We start from the raw sequence: 18,549 nt of genomic DNA, 5'->3' as shown, positions 1-18,549 counted from the left end.
CCTAGTGGCAGCCCACCACCTTGACGGCGTCTTCGCTGTAGAAGCGCACGCCGTCGGCCGTGAGGCCAATCACCCGTAGGACGGTGGTGTCACACGTCAGGCCGAGCAGCTGGGTGTTAGCCCGGCAGATGAGGTCCATCCGGCCGTCGCCGTTGACGTCCTCACCTTGGCTGGCGCAGCCGATCACGCTTTGCTCGGTTCCGGTGACGCCGAAGGTAAGGCTCGACCGGTCGATGGCGCTCAGCATGTCCAAGGTGGCCGTCGAAAGCAGAGCGAACGGAACCACGCCGTCCTTGCCGATGTTGATACTGCTAGGCAGACTGCGCGGCTTGATGTCACCCGGACCCCATATCGCCGTCGTGGTGTTGTTGGACACGTCGGGGTCCTCCGCATGCGGCTCAGTGGCGCGCACGCTGGCGGTCACCCTCACGGCATGGCGGTCCGCTGACGTGCACGTCAAGTTCCACGTGGCGGTCATCGTCTGCTGCTGTCCAGCGGCCAGAGTCATGTTCTGCTCGACGGCTGGTGCCGGTGTCGCGGTGCATCCAGGCTCCGGGGTGATGACCAGAGTTCCCATCAGCTCGACATCCGTTGCGGGGCCGGCATTAGCGACCGTCACCACGGCGGTGCACTGCGACGCCTGGGTGGACGATTCCCGTTCCGTGCATCGAATGTCCAATCCCGACACCGACATGTCCGCCGGCTCGAAGATCTCCACCCGGACCGGGGCGCTGCCATCGCTGTTTCCGCCAACCGGGTCCTCCACGTGCAGGTGGTCAAGTTCGGCGTTGGCGAGCACCAGGAAATCGTGATAGCTGCGCTGTTCGCAGACGACACGCCAGACGGCGGTTACCGTGACCGGTGTGCCAGTGGCCACCGAGACCCTTTGCCGGTCGGTGCCTCCGCTGTCGCGTGAGCAGTCCTGCATGCCGGTCAGCCCAAACGTCACCTGGACCGCGGCTGGGCCATAGGGGCCAGCGTTGCCGATGACAGCCGTTGCGGTACAAGTGAATTCGGCTCCGACGTCGCTGCGCTGCGGGCAGCTCACCTGGGTGTTGGCGAGGGTGATGTCGGCTTGATCGAAGACCGGGAATACGTGCTCGAAACCGACCGTATTGTCACTGGGATCCGGGTCCTCCACTCCCGGTGTCACCACCCTGAGATGGTCGGTGAAGACCATCGGATGGAAGGACGGCTGGGTGCAGGTCACCGTCATCCGGAAGTCGATGACGGCCGACTCCCCGCGGGCCAGCGCCCGGGTGACTTCGGCGTGCTGTGGGCTGGCGGTGCAATCGGCGGGGACGATGACATCGATGCTGTCGATGGCGGTCGCGTCGGCTGGGCCGTCATTGCGGATGTGCGCGCGCACGACCAGCTCCGTGCTTTGCCCCGCCTCAAGGCGCTGCGGTGGATCCACTAGGGAGAAATCAACCTTGACCAGGTCGGCGCGAGTCTGTGCGTTTCCGAACCGCAACGTTCCCAGGTCGCGGTCACCGATGCCCGGGTCCACGACCACGTGCTGAACCGCCGCTGTGGTTGGCGCCCAGCCATCACGCGCGACTTCTTCGATCCGGTAGAGGCCGGGACCCTTGTCCTGGAAAAGAAGCTGCACTCTTCCATCGGAGCCGGTTGCCACAGTGTCGACGTGGCCCAGGCCCTGATCGCCGTAGCGGCTGCTGTCGCGGTGGATGCGGAACTGCCAGCCGCTGACGCCTTCCTCACCCGGATCCCTGGCCCCGTTGCGGTTGCGGTCTTCGAACTTCTCCACGGTCAGCCTGGGAACCGGATCCTCGTGCGGCCCACCGGTGGTGAAGAAGTTGCCGCAGGCCCTTGCCACATGACGGCCCTTGAACGAGAACGTGCTTAGTGTGATCTGGTCGGGGATAAAGGAATTGAGCATCCCGTTGTTGCTCGTGCGGATCCTGCTGTCCGGGCAGAATTCGTCAAACGGGCTTCCTTCGAAGCAGTAGGCCCATTGCTGGCCCGGATCGGTGATGGTGACCTGTTCTTCAGGCGCATACCAGCGCCACTGGCGGCTAAAGCCGTGATTGCCGTAGAGGTTCCCTCGCAACAGCTGCTCGCGCTGCATGAGATTGAAGCGGCCTGGTTCAGCGATCCACGTGCCCCGGCAGGAGGCTGGGGTGGCGAGCATTTCGGCTTCGCTTTCCCAGGGGCTGCAGGGGAGAGCTTGAGCTGGCGACGCGACCGCCGTGAGCACGCCGGCGACGGTGAGCACTAGGAGGGGAATGAACGTTCGAAGGGATGAGGTCATGCGTCTTGACGGGTTGGACACAGGGTGACCGCCTTTCGAAGGGCACGCCGGGTCGGCGGGCAGCCGACGGCACCCGCTCGATAAAACGGCGATTACTGTGAGCAATATTTTGCTCACGTCTAGGAGTATCAGCCGCTCCGCATCGCGTCCAGAAACATTCACGTGGCTCCACCGGGCGAGGTCGGCCGAACGGCCAGGGGCTCGCTGTCCACATTGGCCGGTCGGGCAGGAGGTAGGGACAGCCCTACCGTCAAGTTCCAAGGCTGCCATGTATTGCCTGGACGCCAATTTCAGCAGGCTATGAGGCATGACAAATGCGGTAGAGCTGACCGGGGTCGCCAAGACCTACCCGGGCGCCGGGATGACGAAGGCGCTGGATCAGGTGACGGTGGCGTTCCAGCGGGGCACCTTCACGGCGGTAATGGGACCCTCGGGGTCGGGCAAGTCCACCTTGCTGCAGTGCGCGGCCGGGCTTGACCGGCCGGACACGGGACAGGTGTGGCTTGGGGGGAAGGAAATCGGCGCCCTCAAGGAACCCAAGTTGACCCAGGAGCGCCGCAAGCGAGCCGGATTCGTCTTCCAGGCCTACAACTTGATGGACTCGCTGTCCGTGTGGCACAACGTGTTGCTGCCGCAGCGCCTGTCCGGGGCGAAGGCTGACAAGGCTTGGGCCAAGGAGGTGCTCACTCGCGTCGGGCTCGCCGGGCGGGAAAACGACCGCCCCGGGCAGCTTTCCGGCGGGCAGCGCCAGCGCGTCGCCCTGGCGCGGGCACTGGCCGCGCGGCCCGAGGTGATTTTCGCCGACGAGCCAACGGGCGCTCTGGACCTCACTTCGGGACGGGAAGTCCTTGCGCTGCTTCGCGAATCGGTGGACACCCTGAACGCGACCGTCGTCATGGTGACCATGACCCGGCCGCCGCCGCGTGGGCCGACCGGGTCGTGTTCCTCGCCGACGGCCGCATCGTCAGCGACCTCGCCCACCCCGGCGTTGAGAAGATCGCCGAGCAGATGACGGCGGTGACGCGATGATCCGCCTCGCCATCGGCGCGGCATCCACCCACCGATCCTGACCGACCGTGGCCTGGCGTCAGCCTTGGCCGCCCTCGCCGCCGACAGCCCGCTGCGCGTGGATATCACCAGCGAAACCGACGGCCGGTTCCCGCCAGCGGTCGAGTCAGCCGCCTATTTCGTTGTCGCCGAAGGACTCGCCAACGCCGCCAAGCACGCCGACGCCGAGACCGTCACCGTGACGCTCACCCGCACCGCCGATTTGATCCGGGTAACGCTGACCGATGACGGCCACGGCGGTGCCGATCCTCTCGGCACAGGGCTCGACGGCCTGCGGCGGCGAGTGGAAGCCCTCGACGGCACCCTGACCATTGCCAGCCCACCGGGCGGGCCGACCCAACTGATCGCGGAGTTCCCATGCGCATCGTGATAGCCGAAGACCTGGTGCTGCTGCGCGAGGGCCTGATCCGGATGCTCAGCGAGACAGGGCACGAGGTCGTCGCCGCGGTGGGCGACGCTTCCGCGTTGCTGGAAGCCGTCGCCGAGCACCGGCCCGATCTGTCCATTGTGGACGTCCGGCTGCCACCGGGCTTTCGTGACGAAGGGCTTCGCGCCGCCATAGCCCTGCGCGCGGCTGACCCGCAGACGCGGGTGCTGATCGTGTCGCAATACGTCGAGCGCGTCTATGCCGCTGAACTGCTCGCTGACGGGCGAGGCGGGGTGGGCTACCTGCTCAAAGACCGGATCACCAATGTGGACGATTTCCTGGACGCGGCCGACCGTGTGGCCGCTGGCGGCACGGTCATGGACCCGGAGGTCGTGCAGCAGCTCTTCGCCCGCAACCACCGCAACCAGAGCATCAGCACGCTGACACCCCGCGAGCGGGAGGTGCTTTCCCTGATGGCACAAGGGCTTTCCAACGCGGCGCTGTGCTCGGCCCTGACGTTAGCGCCCGTGTCGGTCGAGAAACACATCACGAACATCTTCGCCAAGCTCGGCCTGGCTCCGGCTGACGAATCGCATCGCCGGGTGCGTGCTGTGCTGGCCTACCTCAACCAGGACTGATCAGCCGCGCTTGTATAGTTCAGCAGATTCTGTATCATCCTCGTTGTGCTGAAGTCTGCGACGCATCTTGAGGCGATGGGCCGGGTGGGCCGTGCCCTGGCCGACGAGACCCGTTGCCGGATCCTCGTCGAGCTGGCCGCCGCCGCGGCCTACCCCAGCGAACTAGCGGACCGTCTCGGCGAATCGCGGTCCAAGATTTCTAATCACCTTGCCTGTCTGCGTGGATGTGGCCTCGTAGTAGCGGTGTGGGAAGGCAAGAAGGTCCGGTACGAGATAGCCGATCCACGGCTAACCCACGCCCTGGCCGACCTGCTGGGCATCGTGCTCGCGGTTGACCCGGCAGCCGAGTGCGACGAGGAGCCAGCGTGACGGTCCTGGCACCGCAACGGCGCGCTCAGCTCAACCGCCGCAGTCTGCTCCTGGCTTACGCCACCGCCGGATACAACACCCTCGAAGGCATCGTCGCGATCGCGGCTGGCGCGGCGGCTTCGTCGACCGCGCTCATCGGCTTCGGCCTGGACTCGTTCATCGAGGTGTCCTCGGCCCTCGTCGTCATCTGGCAGTTCCGCTCGCGCCTGCCCGAAGCCCGGGAACGCCTGGCGCTCAAGCTGATCGCCGTCTCGTTCTTTCTGCTAGCCGGTTACATCGTGATCGGATCTGGGCATGCGCTGCTGACGGGCGGTGAAGCGCGACCGTCCACCGTGGGCATCGTCCTGGCGGCGGTCAGTGTGGCCGTCATGCCGCTGCTGGTGTGGGCCAAACGCCGCACCGGCCGTGAACTCGGGTCGGCGACCGTGTCGGCAGACGCGACGCAAAACCTGCTGTGCACTTATCTTTCGGTGATTCTGCTGGCCGGTCTGGGCCTTAACGCCCTGTTCGGCTGGTCCTGGGCCGATCCACTGGCCGCGCTCGCCATCGCTGGCGTGGCCGTCAAAGAAGGTGCCGCCGCCTGGCGAGGCGAGCAGTGCACTGACTGTTGTGATCCCGTGTCCCGTTTGGATGGTGCCTCGTGAACCTGGCCGCGTTGCTGCTCTATGTCGGTTTCCTCATCGTGGCGTTCGGATTGCGTACCTTCATCCAATGGCGGCGGACCGGAGACACCGGGTTGCGGCTAGACGCTGGTCCCGTGGGTGGCGTGCGCTGGTGGGCCAAGATCGGTTTCCTGGCCGCCATCGCCCTGTGCGCGGTGGCCCCCGCGGCTGGCCTGGCCGGCCTGGAGCCACAGTCGTTTTTGGACTATGACGCCGTCCGTTGGAGCGGGTTGGCGCTGGCGCTGCTGGGAATAGCGGCCACCGCCGCGGCACAGCTGGCGATGGGTGACTCGTGGCGTATCGGCGTCGACCCGGCGGAGCGGACCGCTCTGGTGACTGGCGGCCCCTTCGGCGTCGTGCGCAACCCCATCTTCACGGGAATGCTCGCCGGGTGCGCTGGGCTGACACTCATGGTGGGAAACCCGTTGGCACTGCTGGGTTTCGTGGCACTGGTGCTGACGATCGAGATCCAGGTTCGCGTGGTTGAGGAGCCTTATCTGCGTGAGGTTCACGGCGAGGCCTATCAGCGTTACCTGGCAAGGGTGGGGCGGTTCTGGCCCGGTGTCGGCCGGGCAGGTAATCGTCTGGCCGCGTAGAGCAGAATCGCCGCGCTTACGGCCACGTTGAGGCAATCAGCACGGCCGCGGCGCCCGGCTCAACCGAATATTGACGGTGGCGGGTAGCTGACAGTGTGAAGCGTGCGAAGGCGGGGCCGGCGACGCTCGGCGCGTGACTAGACAGAGGTTCCTTGCCGCGGCCGTCGTGGCCGTGTGCGCGATAGCGATGAGCCCCGCCGTGAGCGCGTCGGCCGGGCCGAAATTGCCGGATCCTGGGCAGACGTTCGAAAGTTTGGGCCAGGCCGTCGAAGCTGGAGTTGTGGAGCCGAGCCTGGCGACGCGCTTGTACAAGGGCGAGAAAGTCGCGGTCCTCGCAGTCATCCATGCGCCTGCGGGGCTCGACGCCTACGCTGACGGCAACCCGGAGGCGATCAAGAAAGCGCAGCGCGTCTTCGATGAGTTGCAAACCTCTGTCATCCGGGAACTCAATTTGCCGGTGGAGCACCGGTTTAGCCTCCTGCCGGTCCTGCTCACACCCGTGCGCGATCCTGAAGCGGCGCTGCGGCTCATCAACCACCGCCTCGTGGTCTCACTGTGGGTCGATGGGGAAAACGAACTGTGGCTAACCCGGAGCCTTCCGCTGATCGGGCACCCGCTGGCGATGCAAGGCAACCTCAAAGGCGCCGGGCAAGGAATCGCCATTTTGGACACGGGCGCTGACACGACCAGGGCTGAACTCAGCCGCATCACTGTCAGCTTCGAAGCCGCCCCGGACGATGGCATGCTGGACAGTCACGGTCACGGAAGCGGTATCGCCGCCGTGCTGGCCGCCGCGGTGCCTGACGCGAAACTGATCCCGATCGACATCATGGACGGAACGTCCATTATGGACAGCCACACGTTGCGCGGGCTCAACTGGGTGCTGGCTAGCCGTTACGCGCACAACATCGTGGCCGTGAACATGAGCTGGGGTAAGGCGGACTACTTCCTGGGCAACTGCACGACGCCCAGCCCGTTCCACGGTGCGTTCCAGGCGCTGCGCCAGGCCCGTACGATGCCGATCGTCGCCGCGGGCAACCACGCCTTCCGCGGCGGATCGTTCCGCCAGGGCGTATCGCGGCCGGCCTGTGTGCCAGGAGCGATCGCTGTCGGCGGCACCTACCCGGCCACCAACACCACCGGTGACGAGAAGTGGGCCGACTGCACCGACACCGCGCCCGTGATGGTCGACACGATGCCGTGCTCCTCGGCCAGCGGCCCGCGACTGGACGTGCTGGCGCCCGGCGCGAACATACAATCCCTTGGTATCAACCGGAACGGGACGTCTGTCGCCGCACCGCATGTCGCGGCGCTGTCAGCGATTCTGTCGTCCATCAACCCCTATGCCTCGGCACACCAGCTGGAGACGCAGCTAAAGACCAGCTCGGTCTTTGTCGCCGACCAGCGCACGATCGAGGTGCACCCACGGCTGAACTTCCCCGACGCGATCCGGGCGGCGGCACCCGTGCCCAACGACAGCCGGGCGAACCCTCTCGCCCTGACCACGTGGAGTGGGCGGACCAGCCAAACCACTTGGGCGGCAACGAAGGAGCCCGGAGAAGCCGACCACGGAGGCAATGCCGGTGGTGCTTCTGCGTGGTTCCGCTGGATGCCCGACCGTGACGCGACCGTCGAGTTCTCCACCATCGGCAGCGATTTCAACACGTTGCTAGCCGTCTACCGCGTCGAGTCCAACGGGTCGTCCACTTTGCTTGGTGAAGATGATGACTCGGGACCCAGCAACGCGGAAACGAGCATCGTCACGGTGCAGGTGCGCGCGGGCGAGACGATCGAGATCGCCGCTGACGGTTTCCGCCATCCGGGCATCGCGTTCCCGCGCACGGGTCATCTGCGCCTGAACTGGAACCTGCCCAACGACAACCTCAAAGACGCCATGCCGTTCTTCAGCTATGGCTCGTCACAGTTCGGGGCGAACATCGCCGCGACAAAGCAATACGGCGAACCGCATCACTGCGACGATCTGTTCTCCGGTGCTTCGGTTTGGTATGCGTGGTCGCCTACCGCTGACGGCCCGGCCCGGGTCCGCGCGAGTGGCAGCCAGATGTATTGCGTCCACGTTTACGAAACGCCCAGTACGGTGTCCAACCCGGACTTCTCCGCGTTGACCTCGGTCGGGTGGGGAGTTGACGATCAGGGCTATCCCATCGACTTCACCTTCCAGGCGCGGTCCGGAAAGTCTTACTGGATAGCCGTTGACGGAGTGTCCATCGAAACGGTGTGCACCCCGACCGGACAGTGTTACTACACGACACCTACCGGCACGTTCACGTTGCGCTTGGGCTAACGCGCCCGGCAGCCGGCCCCGGTGGAATTCACCACCGGGGCGCTGACGGTTACCCGGCAAAACGCCTGGGGCCGGCGATACGCCCGCTGGCCGGTGGTGAACTTGATACCTGGTGGGATCGTCCGCCTCGCCGATAAAATCTATTTACATCTATTGATCTGATGGATGTGTCGGCGGAAGGAAAGTCAATGCAAGGCGTCATCACAGCACTTTTCCGTGCGGTGCTCGGTTTGCTATTCGCACTGCACGGAGTGTCCTCATTGTTCGGTGTGCTCGGCGGCAACCGGGGCTCTGGAAGGGCGATCGAGTTCGCCCAGTGGCCGGGCTGGTGGGCGGCGCTCATCCAGCTGGTCTGCGGCCTGCTCGTATTACTCGGATTGGGAACCAGGCCAGCGGCGTTGCTGGCTTCAGGTTCGATGGCCTACGCCTATTTCATAGTGCATCAGCCACAGTCGCTGCTGCCGTTGAACAATGGTGGTGAACTGGCGGCGATGTTCTGCTGGTCGTTCCTGCTGATCGCCGCGATCGGGCCGGGCGCGTGGTCGTTGGACGCGCTCGTGTCGCGTAAGGAGCCGGCGACTGGTTAAGGCTGTGTGCCGACCGGGCCTCTACCCGCTGTTGGGCACCACGAGCCCGGTTTCATAGGCCACGACAACGGCCTGGGCCCGGTCGCGCAAGCCAAGTTTGGCCAGAATCCGGGCGACGTGCGTCTTCACGGTCGCCTCCGACAGGTGAAGGCTTGCCGCCAGCTCGGCGTTACTGAGGGCCTGGGCCAGCAGCTGCAGGACTTCCAGCTCTCGTGGGGTCAATGTGGACAGATCGTGGTGGACCGTGGTGGCCGCCTGCGACCGCCCGGCGAATCGCTCCACCAGACGGCGGGTGATCGCGGGTGCCAGCAACGCGTCTCCAGAGCGCACGAGGCGTACCGACGCGACAAGATGTTCCGGCGTCACATCCTTGAGCAGGAAACCACTGGCGCCCGCGGCGAGCGCGGCATACACGTAGTGGTCGAGATCAAAGGTGGTCAAGATGATGATGCGTGGCTCACCGGGCGCTCCGGTCAGGATGCGGCGGGTCGCCTCCAGGCCGTCCATCTCCGGCATCCGGATATCCATAAGCACAACATCCGGTTTGGTACGCCGTACCGCCTCGATAGCCTCAGCCCCATTGGTGGCTTCCGCCACGACCTCCATGCCATCGCTGGTGAGGATCATCCGGAAGCCTGTCCGCACGAGCGCCTGATCGTCGGCGACGACGACGCGCAGCGGGGTGCTCACATGGCCTCCAAGGGAATCAGTGCCGTCACACGGTAGCCGCCGGTCAGCCGAATCCCTGCGTGCAAACTGCCGCCGTAAACGGCCAGGCGTTCCCGCAAGCCAATCAGACCACGGCCGTTGCCCGCGCTGGCGGTCACACCCGGTGTGCCGCCCGTGTCGGTGACTTCGACGCGCAGTTGATCGGGGCCATAGTCGACGAGCACGGTCGCCGGGGCGCCGCCCGCGTGTTTCACCGTGTTGGTCAAGGCTTCCTGAACGACGCGGTAGGCGGCCAGCTCTACGCCAGGCGGCACCGGCCTTGGCTGCCCGGTGGTGCTCAGCTCAACGGTGACGCCGGTGTCGCGCACGCGCTGCACGAGCGACTCCAGCCGGTCGAGGCCGGGTTGCGGGACGAGTGCCGGATCGGTGCCTTCCTCATCCATCGTGAGCAGGCCCATGACGTGCCGCAGCTCCGACATCGCGGCTCGCCCGCCCGCCTCCACGGCTAGCAGGGCGTCGCGTGCCTCACCCGGATTGGTGTCCATGACCCGCCGTGCGGCACCGGCTTGGATCACCATGACGCTCACATTGTGGGTCACCACATCGTGCAGCTCGCGGGCGATGCGCGCGCGCTCGTGCTCGGCGGCGCGCCTGAGTGCCTCGGCCTGCTCACGTTCCAATGTGGATAGACGTTCTTTGTGCTCGTCGGCGCGGCGTTTCCAGCGGCGCAAACCGTCAGCGGCAAGCACTATGGGCACGAGGATCAAGAAGGCCACCGCGTCCTCGGGCACGGTGGGAACCGCGGGCTCCTGCATTCGCGTATAGACCAGTGCCGCGAACGGCAGGCTCGCCAAAGCCGGTATCCGGTACGGGCTGTAAACCGCGGCGGTGAAGGCGGCCACGACACAGGCGTAAAACGACAGCCGGAGCGCTGCTTCGTTGTCGCTCACCAGTGGGGCGGTCGCGAGCACGATCCAGAGCACCGTGAGCGGAAAGCGCCGGCGCCAGAGCAGGGGCAGCACCACGACAACGAACATGAACAATGTCGTGCCCGTCTGGCTTTCCTCGATCGGCAGGAACGGCTCGGGCCGGAAAGGTGGCAGTGGCAAGCGTTCGTCGGGATCGAAGTCGAACTCCCGGGGCGCCGGGCGGTCGTCTTCGCCGCCGATAAGGGCCATGACTAGCAAAGACAGCGCCAGCAGGGCGTCGAATACCTTGCCCCGTCTCGTGAGCGTGGGCAGTCCGTCTGACGGGCGCACCGCTGTCCAGGCCCAGGCCCGCAGCCGGGCGGCCATCGCTGCGATCGTCATCGGCCCATTGTGCCTAACGTCGCGCCCTGCGGCATCAGCCTGACTGCGGGGGTGGCCTACATCGCTGGACTACATCGCAAGGATGACGCCAGGGTTCTTCATCCCCGAGCGGTACCCGATATAGCTCCGGCTGTGGACGCGCTGTGTGCCTGAGCGGATCTAGGTTCAGTGGCGTCCGACATCGAAGGAGAGAAAAGTGATCGAGCTAGGTGACGTGAGCCGCCGCTACGACGAGGGCCCGCCCGCACTGGACAACGTGTCGCTAAAGATCGCCCCTGGGGAGGCGGTCGCCATCCTTGGCCCGTCCGGCAGCGGAAAATCTACCCTGCTGAATCTGATCGCCGGCCTAGACAAGCCGACCAATGGAACGGTGAGTGTCGATGGCGTGCGCGTTGATCAGCTGGGCGAAGCGGGCTCGGCCAAGTACCGCCGCGCCAAGATCGGCATGGTATTTCAGTTCTTCAATCTGCTCGACGATCTGACCGTCGCCGACAATGTCATGCTGCCGGCTCAACTGGCGGGCATGTCACGTTCCGAGGCGCAACGGCGCGCCGCTGAGCTGCTCAACGCGCTCGGCGTTCAGCGGCACGCGAAGGCTTATCCCGGAAGGCTTTCCGGCGGGGAGAGGCAGCGTGTCGCCGTGGCCAGAGCGCTGATGAACCGGCCCGCGCTGCTGCTGGCCGACGAGCCAACCGGTGCCCTGGACACGGCTTCGGGCGAAGACGTGCAGCAACTGCTCAAAGACCTGCACGCCGACGGGCAGACCATCGTCTTGGTGACGCACGATCTGGCGCTGGCGCAAACCTGTGCCACGCGGACGATTCAGCTCGTCGACGGCAGGGTCGCCAACGATACCGGCATGGTCGTTTCGGGGGATGTGCGGTGAGTGCACTCGGAAAGGTAGTCCGCTCGGGGGTCGGGCGACGCCGGGTCCAGACCGTCGTGATTGGACTTGTCGTCATGATGGCCGTGACGTCGGCGGTGCTCGGGGGATCGCTCATGGTGGCCTCAAGCGCGCCGTTCGAGCGGGCTTTCGCCCAACAGAACGGGGCACATCTGACAGCTCAATTCGACGCCGGAAAGGCAACGGCGGCACAGCTTTCAGCGACCGCTAACGCGAGCGGCATCGTCGCGTCGGCGGGTCCCTTCCGCACAGCGACGGTGACGCCGGAGACTGACCGCAGCCGAAAACTGCCGCCTATCACGATCGCGGGCAGGACGGCTCAGGGTGGGTCAGTGGACGCCGTCACGCTGACCGACGGCCGCTGGGTCGCCGCCGCGGGCGAGATCGTGCTCAACAACGATGGCCGGATGCCGCCAGGGATGGTGCCCAAGCTGGCCAGCCGGCTGACCCTTCCGGATCTGCCGGGCAGCCCCACGCTGACGGTCGTTGGCATAGCCCGCACCGTCAGCGAGACCGCTGGCGGATGGGTTATACCGGAGCAGATCGAGACTCTGGCGGCCGCGGGCGCACCCGTGGGGTACCAGATGCTCTATCGCCTGGCTAAGCCGGATACCACGGCCGATGTCGACGCGGCCCGTGCCGCTGTGCAGGCGAGCGTCCCGGCTGAGGCGATGACCGGCACGCGTTCCTGGCTCACCACGAAACTGCACAGCGCCGGCAACACGGTGCTGCTGGTGCCGTTCCTGCTCGCCTTCGGTGCGCTCGGCGTGCTCATGGCCGTGCTCATCATCGGCAACGTCATCGCTGGCGCGGTCAGCACGGGCACCCACCGCATCGGCATCCTCAAGGCGCTCGGTTTCACGCCGGCACAAGTGGTGCGGGCCTATACGGTTCAGGCGCTCATCCCGGCCATCGTGGGCGCGGCCCTGGGCATGGTCGCGGGGAACATTCTCGCGTTGGCTGTGCTGTCGGATACGAACCGGGTCTACGGCACCTCCGATAGTGGTGTCACGCCTTGGGTCAACGTCGCCGTGCTGGCCGGAGCGCTAGCCGTGGTGGCATTGACCGCGTGGGCCGCGGCCGCGCGGGCCGGAAGGTTGCGCACGGTAGAGGTGCTCGCTGTCGGCCGCACACCGGGACCCGGCCGGGGGCAGTGGGCCTCACGGCTCAGTGCCCGGCTGCCCCTGCCGCGCCCGATGACGCTCGGCTTGGCCTACCCGTTCGCCAGAGTCCTGCGGTCGGCCACGATTGTCGCGGCCATCGCCTTTGGCGCGGCTGCCGCGACGTTCTCGGTCGGCCTCGGGTCTTCGCTCAATCAGGTGCAGGCAACGGAGTCACACGGCGACGTGGTCGTGTTGCCGGGACGCCCGATGTCGCAGTCAGGACCACCACCGGGCGGCGGACCCGGCCCGGGCGGGAAGCCACCGGAGATAGACCATGCCGCGGTCGTCAAAGCCATCGCCGCACAGGCCGGCACCGCTGGATACCACAGCTCGACCGAGACCGAAGTCAGTGTGGCCGGAATCGCCGATCCGCTGGGTGTTTCGGCCTTTACTGGCAACAGTGCCGCTGGCGCGTACCAGATGGTCGCTGGCAGGTTCATCACCGGCGCTGGTGAAATCGTGGTGTCCACGCCGTTCCTGACCGCGACGCACACCAAGGTGGGCGACTCCGTCGTGCTGACCGTCCACAACACACAGATCACGGTGCGGATCGTGGGCGAGGCCTTCAACCCTGAAGACATGGGGATGGAGATCGTGACTCACGCCGGCACACTCGCGGGCACCGAGGCTGAACTGCGCGGGACGGAGTACAACGTCACGCTCAAGCCAGGCACCGACGTGAACAGCTACGTCGCGGACCTCAACACGGCACTGTCCGGAGTGGAAGCTCACGCGATGCCGGCTGAGGATGACACCGCGGAATTCATCGTCATCGTCAACGCCTTGGCAGCCTTGCTGACCGTCCTGCTCGTCACCGTCGCGGCCCTGGGCGTGCTGAACATGGTGGTGTTGGAGACCCGCGAACGGGTTCACGATCTCGGTGTCCACAAAGCACTTGGCATGACACCGAAGCAAACCATCAGCATGGTGATCGCGTCGGTCGTCGTCACCGGGCTCATCGGTGGCGCGATCGGTGCGCCGGCAGGAGTGTTGCTGCAGCGGCTTGTCATCGGCGAGATGGGCAGGGTCACCGGGTTCACGCTGCCCGACGCGGTCGTGAACATCTATGAACCGGGACAGCTGGTGCTCTTCGGGCTCGGGGGACTGGTCATTGCCGTCGCCGGATCGCTGTTGCCCGCTGGCTGGGCGGCCCGCACCCGTACCGCGACCGCTTTGCGCACCGAATAACGAGACCGTGCGCGGGCCGTTACAAAACGGCCCGCGCACGGCAGAATCAACGGGTGACTTTGCGGCTAGCGGGCGGGATCGTCCCCGGACCGGGCACGGGCATGTGGGCCTTTGATCCGGCGGGCATTCCTGGCGACGCGGCAGCCCTCAACCTCCCGCCCGGCACGCCAGTCGCCGTCGGACTAGTGTCCACTGTGGACACTGCGCTCGCCCGGGCGCTGACCGAGCTCGCCAGCCTGATCGCCGCGCACGGACCGGTCGTGGCAGGGGCCGGGCTCGGCCTCGGTGACGGGATCGAGTCGGCCCGCACTGAAGGTGGCGCCGGTGACCGCCGCGACGCCATGCTCGCCGCACTTGAAGCAGGGCTGTCTGACCGTCTTGGCCCCAGGGAAGCCGTGCTGGTGTCCCTCTTTGGCCCTGACGCGACCAAGCCCCTCGGCGCCGCCGCGCACGCGGCGGTCGCCGAGCACCGCTGGGCGGCCTTGCGGCTTGCCGTCGCGGCCAGCGATGTCCTTGGGCCAGAACAACTCGCCGACGTGGTGGCCTGGCAAGCGCCCTCGGGAGTCGAGCCCTTTCCCGCGGGCCTGGCCTCCGTCACGGGCGCCCATTTCGCCGTGGTGCTGGAAGCCGTGCCAGGTCCGCGCCGGCTAAGCCTCGTCAAAGACCTGTGGGCACAGGTGTGCACCCAGGTGGCTAACAGTCAGCGCAGGCAACGGCTTGCCGCGTCACAGGTCAAGCAGTCGCGACTGGAAGACATCCTCGCCCGCAACGCTCACTACGCGGAAGATGAACTGCGCCAACGGGTTAGTGCCGAGCTTGGTTCCAAAGCCACGTTCTCGCAAATCGCCCTCTGGAAGCCGTCGCCGGCGTTCTGGCTTACCAAAGCCAACAGAGTGCTGCACGACGCACAGGCCGCCACTGTCTTGGCCCGGCTCGCGGTCAGCGCCGTTGACACCGATGCCGAAACGGCTTTGGCCAAGCATTGGCACGAAATCGAAGCTGTGGCCGGTGGCATGACGCAGCACGAGGCAGCGCTGTCAGCGCGGCAAATTCCTGGCCTGTCCGGTCTGCCCGCCCGTCCGGGATCGCACCTGCGTGACATCTACCGCCGGGCGCAGCGCCGCGGTCCACGCGACTTGACGTTTGAACGGTCGCGGATGGCGTTCGCGAGCGACTACGCCTATGCCGCCATGCAAGGGTGCACCGATCTGTTCTATCTGTTCGGCGATCCGTGGGAGCCCGTGTCGCCGGGCCTGGGCGAGTGGGCGGATAGTTCGCTTGCCGATTGGCGCGCCAAAGTCGGCTACCTGTCGCCTGACCGCGTGCCTGCCTGGAATCAGCGTCCCCTCACGGCTGGCATTGCCAAAGATCCGCTGTGCGAACGGCCCGGCGACGGTGAGACTGTTGGCGACCTTCTCTGGTATGCCGAGCTAGCCGACGCGCTAGCTCAGCTCAGTGGGCTCGCCGCGGCGAAGATCTCTTACCGCGCTGAGTTTCCCGATGCTGAACCCAACCTGTTCGGCCCGCCCGAACCGCTCGTGCCGCGTTACGACTCGATCGCTCTGGCGGCCGCCGCGACGGCACAACTGACCGAACTTGGCGGGAGGGTGCCGCGCCGGCCTCGCGGCTGGGAAGAACTGGTAGCCGGGTTGCTGGAAACCGCCGCGATGACGGAGTCGCTAACTGGTGTGTTCACCGTCCCCGCTGAAGTGGCCGATGCGGACGCGACCGTGTTGCCCGGAACCGGGGCCCGGATCGAGATCGCGCGCAACGGCAGGCAGCTCGCTGAGTGGGCTGACTACATGGGCAACTGCATTGCCGGGCCTGGTTATCAGGAAGCGGCCCGGGACGGGCGGGCCGCTCTCGTCGCCTTGCGAACCGAAGACGGATCGCTTGTGGCCAACGCCGAACTGCGCCCGTCAGCACACGGCTGGCACGTCGAAGAAATCAAGGGCCGGTTCAACGGTGACGCTGACGCTATCTTGACCCGGCAAACCCGAAGCTGGGCAAGCAGCCTGGCGGTGCCGGCCACGATGGTGAAGCCAGCGGTTCGGGAGATCTGGGAACGCCCCGCGGCTGGTGCGGGACGCTCACCGGCGGTCAGGCTGACACGCAGTCTCGGCGAATCGCTTCAGGAGACGGCAAAGCGCGCGATGGCGGAAGCTTCGGCGCAAGCCGCACTGCGGACCATGGCGTCGATCGCTGAGCCTCGCCCGAACCCTTTCGACACGATGACCGCCCTCAGGCGTGAATCGCTGACTAGTCTCGCGGGCATCCTGGGCAAAACCCTTGCGGTGCAAGACGCCCTCGCTGACGTGTGGGCCGCGACGGCGATCCGCCCGTTCCAGCAGGCCGTGGCCGCAGAGCATCCGTCCGATGTGGACCGGCTGGCGCCCCTGTTCACCGACGCGCCGCTCCCCGGGTACCTGCGCATCCTGTCCCGCCTGCCCCACATCGCCCCTGCCCGGACCGCACACCTTGTGGCCCTTCGGTTGCGGCGTTCCCTCGGCCTGCTCGTCGGCCACGACGATCACGCCTTGGCGCAAGCCATCGCGGCTCGCCCGCACGCGGCCATCATCAAAGCGGCCGCCCTGGCCGTCACTTCCTGGGGCGGGTTGCCCGGCCACGGCGCGACTGTCGCGATTACGGTCCCGCGCAAGGTTTCCGTGCCGGGCTATCCGGCCACGACACTGGATGACGAGGGCTGGCAGGCGTCCTGGCCCGACGCGGGCGAGCTCGGTGCCCACAGGGACCGCTTCTGGGAACAGCTCGCTGAGCGCGGTTTGCTCCTGCCGGCCTCATGGTTGCGCCACACCACCTGGCCGGTGCTCTGGTCCCGCGCCGTCCGCTAGCCGACGGCGGCTGGCGCGGCGACGGGTGCGGCCGGGACCGACTCGGCGGCCACCTTGCGGTCGATCCACCGTTCGAAGATGAGGCCGAGAAACGGGGGAATGGACGCCGCACCGCCCAGTGCCAGACGCAAGAAACTCCAGCGGTGCACTCGCGCTGCCCACAACATCGTGACCCCATAGAACACGAACATCGCTCCGTGCACGCGGCCAAAGATGTACACGCCGATGTCGTTGTGTACGGCGATGTACTTGAAGAACATCCCGATGAGCAGCCCGACCCAGGAGACGGTTTCAGCGATGGCGGCGTAGCGGAACCAGCGTCCTGCGGTGCTGTGCACGATATTCCTCCCGTGAGCGGCGATGAGCAGATCGTACGGTAGTGCCTTTTCGTAGCGGCGGAGGTAAGAAATTATTGACGTCGTGTCAAAGAAAGCTTACATTGGGCGCATGGCTAACAGCAAAGCATGGCTGCCGCCTCGCTGGTTCATTCGGCTGGCCTGGGCGGTGCACCGTGGGATATATCGCTTCACGGGCGGCAAGCTGGGGCTCGGGCGCCCGAAGGGAAACAACTACGGCACCCTGCGCCTGACGACAATTGGGCGCCGCACCGGGCAGGAGCGCAGCGTCATGGTCGGCTACTACGAAGACGGCCCCAACTTCGTCACGATGGCGATGAATGGCTGGGGCGAAGCCGAACCAGCCTGGTGGCTCAATCTCAGAGCCAACCCGCAGGCGACGATTGAAACGGCTGACGGACCGCGGGCCATAACGGCTCGAGCCGCCCGCGGCCAGGAGCGCGTTCGCCTGTGGCAACGCTGGAGTGAAATCGACGCCAACCTAGACAGTTACGCCGCACGCCGCTCTGGCGAAACGGCCGTCGTCATCTTCGAGCCCCGCGACGCTTAAGCCAGCGGCATGTACCACTGCGCGTTGCGCAGCAGAATCCGCGTGCGGTGGTTACCGTCCCACTCGACATCCAGGCCATGACGGGCCAGCCGGGGAACGACGTCGTCTTCGATGACGGCTTTGTGATCCGCTAGGTAGATGGCCTGCTTGTCCTCATCGGACAGTTTCTCGTAGGCATCTTCGTCGAAGTCTTCAGGGGTGAAGATGCCGTAGTTGAGGTAGACGTAACCCTCCTGCACCAGCGTCTCGGTGTCCTGCTGGTGGAAGAAGACATAACCGCGCCAATGACGGGACTCGTCGCGCTCCTCATCGATCTCGGCTGTCCCGCAGGTGCCGCAGCAGGTGAAGTTCATCCGGGCGATGATTCCCGCCTCGGTCAGCTCCTCGAAGGCACTGTCGAGATTGGTGCGTGGCTGTTCGTCAGCCCACTCGGCCTGCTGAAGCAACCGTGCGCGATGCAGTTCATTGAAGGCCTGGCGGAGCTGATCGTCGCTGAGGTCTTCCCACTCGCCGGTTTCCGTCTCGACGAAGTCGTCTGCATCGTCATCGCCCATGGTGAGCCGAGTCCAAATGCGCTCGGTCAGCTCTTCCTGCGTTTCCGGAGTCAAACCGAAGTCGGGCAACGACAGGCTGCCGGGCCGTTCGTTGAAGCGCCACGAAGTCATGCCGGCACCTTAGCGCATTCCACTTTTG

Annotated in this window: 16 protein-coding genes and 1 pseudogene; 12 read left to right on the top strand and 5 right to left on the bottom strand. The window is 66.1% G+C overall.

The genetic code is table 11. The annotated features are described in order from the left end of the window. Position 1: 1 nt before the first annotated feature. Positions 2–2,272 carry a hypothetical protein gene (locus A3E1_RS0126720; RefSeq protein WP_020523857.1) on the bottom strand — a complete coding sequence of 757 codons (2,271 nt, stop codon included), beginning with the start codon at positions 2,270–2,272 and terminating at the stop codon, positions 2–4. A 307-nt stretch (positions 2,273–2,579) separates the two neighbouring features. Between A3E1_RS0126720 and A3E1_RS42235 the strand changes: the two are divergent. The 8 genes and pseudogenes from A3E1_RS42235 to A3E1_RS0126680 all read left to right on the top strand — a co-directional run bounded on the left by A3E1_RS42235 (position 2,580) and on the right by A3E1_RS0126680 (position 8,864). After that, positions 2,580–3,301: pseudogene (locus tag A3E1_RS42235) on the top strand (ABC transporter ATP-binding protein). Positions 3,302–3,365: 64 nt separating this feature from the next. Then, positions 3,366–3,710 (top strand): sensor histidine kinase, encoded by a 345-nt coding sequence (locus A3E1_RS0126710; protein WP_020523856.1) that lies wholly within the window; start codon positions 3,366–3,368, stop codon positions 3,708–3,710. Then, positions 3,698–4,345, top strand: a complete 648-nt coding sequence (locus A3E1_RS0126705; RefSeq protein WP_020523855.1) for a response regulator transcription factor — start codon at positions 3,698–3,700, stop codon at positions 4,343–4,345. Before A3E1_RS0126710 ends, A3E1_RS0126705 begins: the two co-directional genes overlap by 13 nt. Positions 4,346–4,420: 75 nt before the next feature. After that, entirely contained in the window at positions 4,421–4,714 is a 294-nt protein-coding gene (locus A3E1_RS0126700; protein ID WP_020523854.1) for an ArsR/SmtB family transcription factor, read from the top strand. Then, positions 4,711–5,358 carry a cation transporter gene (locus tag A3E1_RS42230; protein ID WP_020523853.1) on the top strand — a complete coding sequence of 216 codons (648 nt, stop codon included), beginning with the start codon at positions 4,711–4,713 and terminating at the stop codon, positions 5,356–5,358. Before A3E1_RS0126700 ends, A3E1_RS42230 begins: the two co-directional genes overlap by 4 nt. Continuing rightward, positions 5,355–5,972, top strand: coding sequence for a methyltransferase family protein (locus A3E1_RS0126690; RefSeq protein WP_020523852.1), 618 nt, complete (start codon positions 5,355–5,357; stop codon positions 5,970–5,972). The genes A3E1_RS42230 and A3E1_RS0126690 overlap by 4 nt, the downstream gene beginning before the upstream one ends. A 133-nt stretch (positions 5,973–6,105) precedes the next feature. Next, entirely contained in the window at positions 6,106–8,277 is a 2,172-nt protein-coding gene (locus A3E1_RS0126685; protein ID WP_157631752.1) for a S8 family peptidase, read from the top strand. Between the two features lie 188 nt (positions 8,278–8,465). Further along, positions 8,466–8,864, top strand: coding sequence for a DoxX family protein (locus tag A3E1_RS0126680; protein ID WP_020523850.1), 399 nt, complete (start codon positions 8,466–8,468; stop codon positions 8,862–8,864). Positions 8,865–8,885: 21 nt separating this feature from the next. Here the strand turns inward: A3E1_RS0126680 and A3E1_RS0126675 are convergent, their stop codons facing one another. Further along, a complete protein-coding gene (locus A3E1_RS0126675; protein ID WP_020523849.1) occupies positions 8,886–9,554 on the bottom strand; it encodes a response regulator in 669 nt (222 codons plus the stop codon). Beyond that, positions 9,551–10,843 (bottom strand): sensor histidine kinase, encoded by a 1,293-nt coding sequence (locus A3E1_RS0126670; protein WP_020523848.1) that lies wholly within the window; start codon positions 10,841–10,843, stop codon positions 9,551–9,553. Before A3E1_RS0126670 ends, A3E1_RS0126675 begins: the two co-directional genes overlap by 4 nt. Before the next feature lie 196 nt (positions 10,844–11,039). Here A3E1_RS0126670 and A3E1_RS0126665 point away from each other — a divergent pair, with 196 nt between their 5' ends. From A3E1_RS0126665 to A3E1_RS0126655, 3 genes are read left to right on the top strand one after another with little or no spacing between them, the layout of a single operon-like run. Beyond that, entirely contained in the window at positions 11,040–11,729 is a 690-nt protein-coding gene (locus tag A3E1_RS0126665) for an ABC transporter ATP-binding protein (protein ID WP_020523847.1), read from the top strand. Beyond that, entirely contained in the window at positions 11,726–14,098 is a 2,373-nt protein-coding gene (locus A3E1_RS0126660; protein ID WP_026208873.1) for an ABC transporter permease, read from the top strand. The genes A3E1_RS0126665 and A3E1_RS0126660 overlap by 4 nt, the downstream gene beginning before the upstream one ends. A 53-nt stretch (positions 14,099–14,151) precedes the next feature. Next, positions 14,152–16,950 (top strand): hypothetical protein, encoded by a 2,799-nt coding sequence (locus A3E1_RS0126655; protein WP_020523845.1) that lies wholly within the window; start codon positions 14,152–14,154, stop codon positions 16,948–16,950. Here A3E1_RS0126655 and A3E1_RS0126650 read toward each other — a convergent pair. Then, positions 16,947–17,288 (bottom strand): DUF3817 domain-containing protein, encoded by a 342-nt coding sequence (locus A3E1_RS0126650; protein ID WP_020523844.1) that lies wholly within the window; start codon positions 17,286–17,288, stop codon positions 16,947–16,949. The genes A3E1_RS0126655 and A3E1_RS0126650 overlap by 4 nt on opposite strands. Before the next feature lie 109 nt (positions 17,289–17,397). Here A3E1_RS0126650 and A3E1_RS0126645 point away from each other — a divergent pair, with 109 nt between their 5' ends. Next, entirely contained in the window at positions 17,398–17,856 is a 459-nt protein-coding gene (locus A3E1_RS0126645; RefSeq protein WP_026208870.1) for a nitroreductase/quinone reductase family protein, read from the top strand. Here A3E1_RS0126645 and A3E1_RS0126640 read toward each other — a convergent pair. After that, entirely contained in the window at positions 17,853–18,521 is a 669-nt protein-coding gene (locus A3E1_RS0126640) for a DUF6891 domain-containing protein (RefSeq protein ID WP_020523842.1), read from the bottom strand. The genes A3E1_RS0126645 and A3E1_RS0126640 overlap by 4 nt on opposite strands. Positions 18,522–18,549: the final 28 nt, after the last annotated feature.

The sequence above is a fragment of the Catelliglobosispora koreensis DSM 44566 genome (genome assembly GCF_000379685.1).
Taxonomy (GTDB): Bacteria; Actinomycetota; Actinomycetes; order Mycobacteriales; family Micromonosporaceae; genus Catelliglobosispora; species Catelliglobosispora koreensis.
Note: the sequence above shows the minus strand (reverse complement) of the source record. Positions and strands in the feature narration are given on the sequence as shown.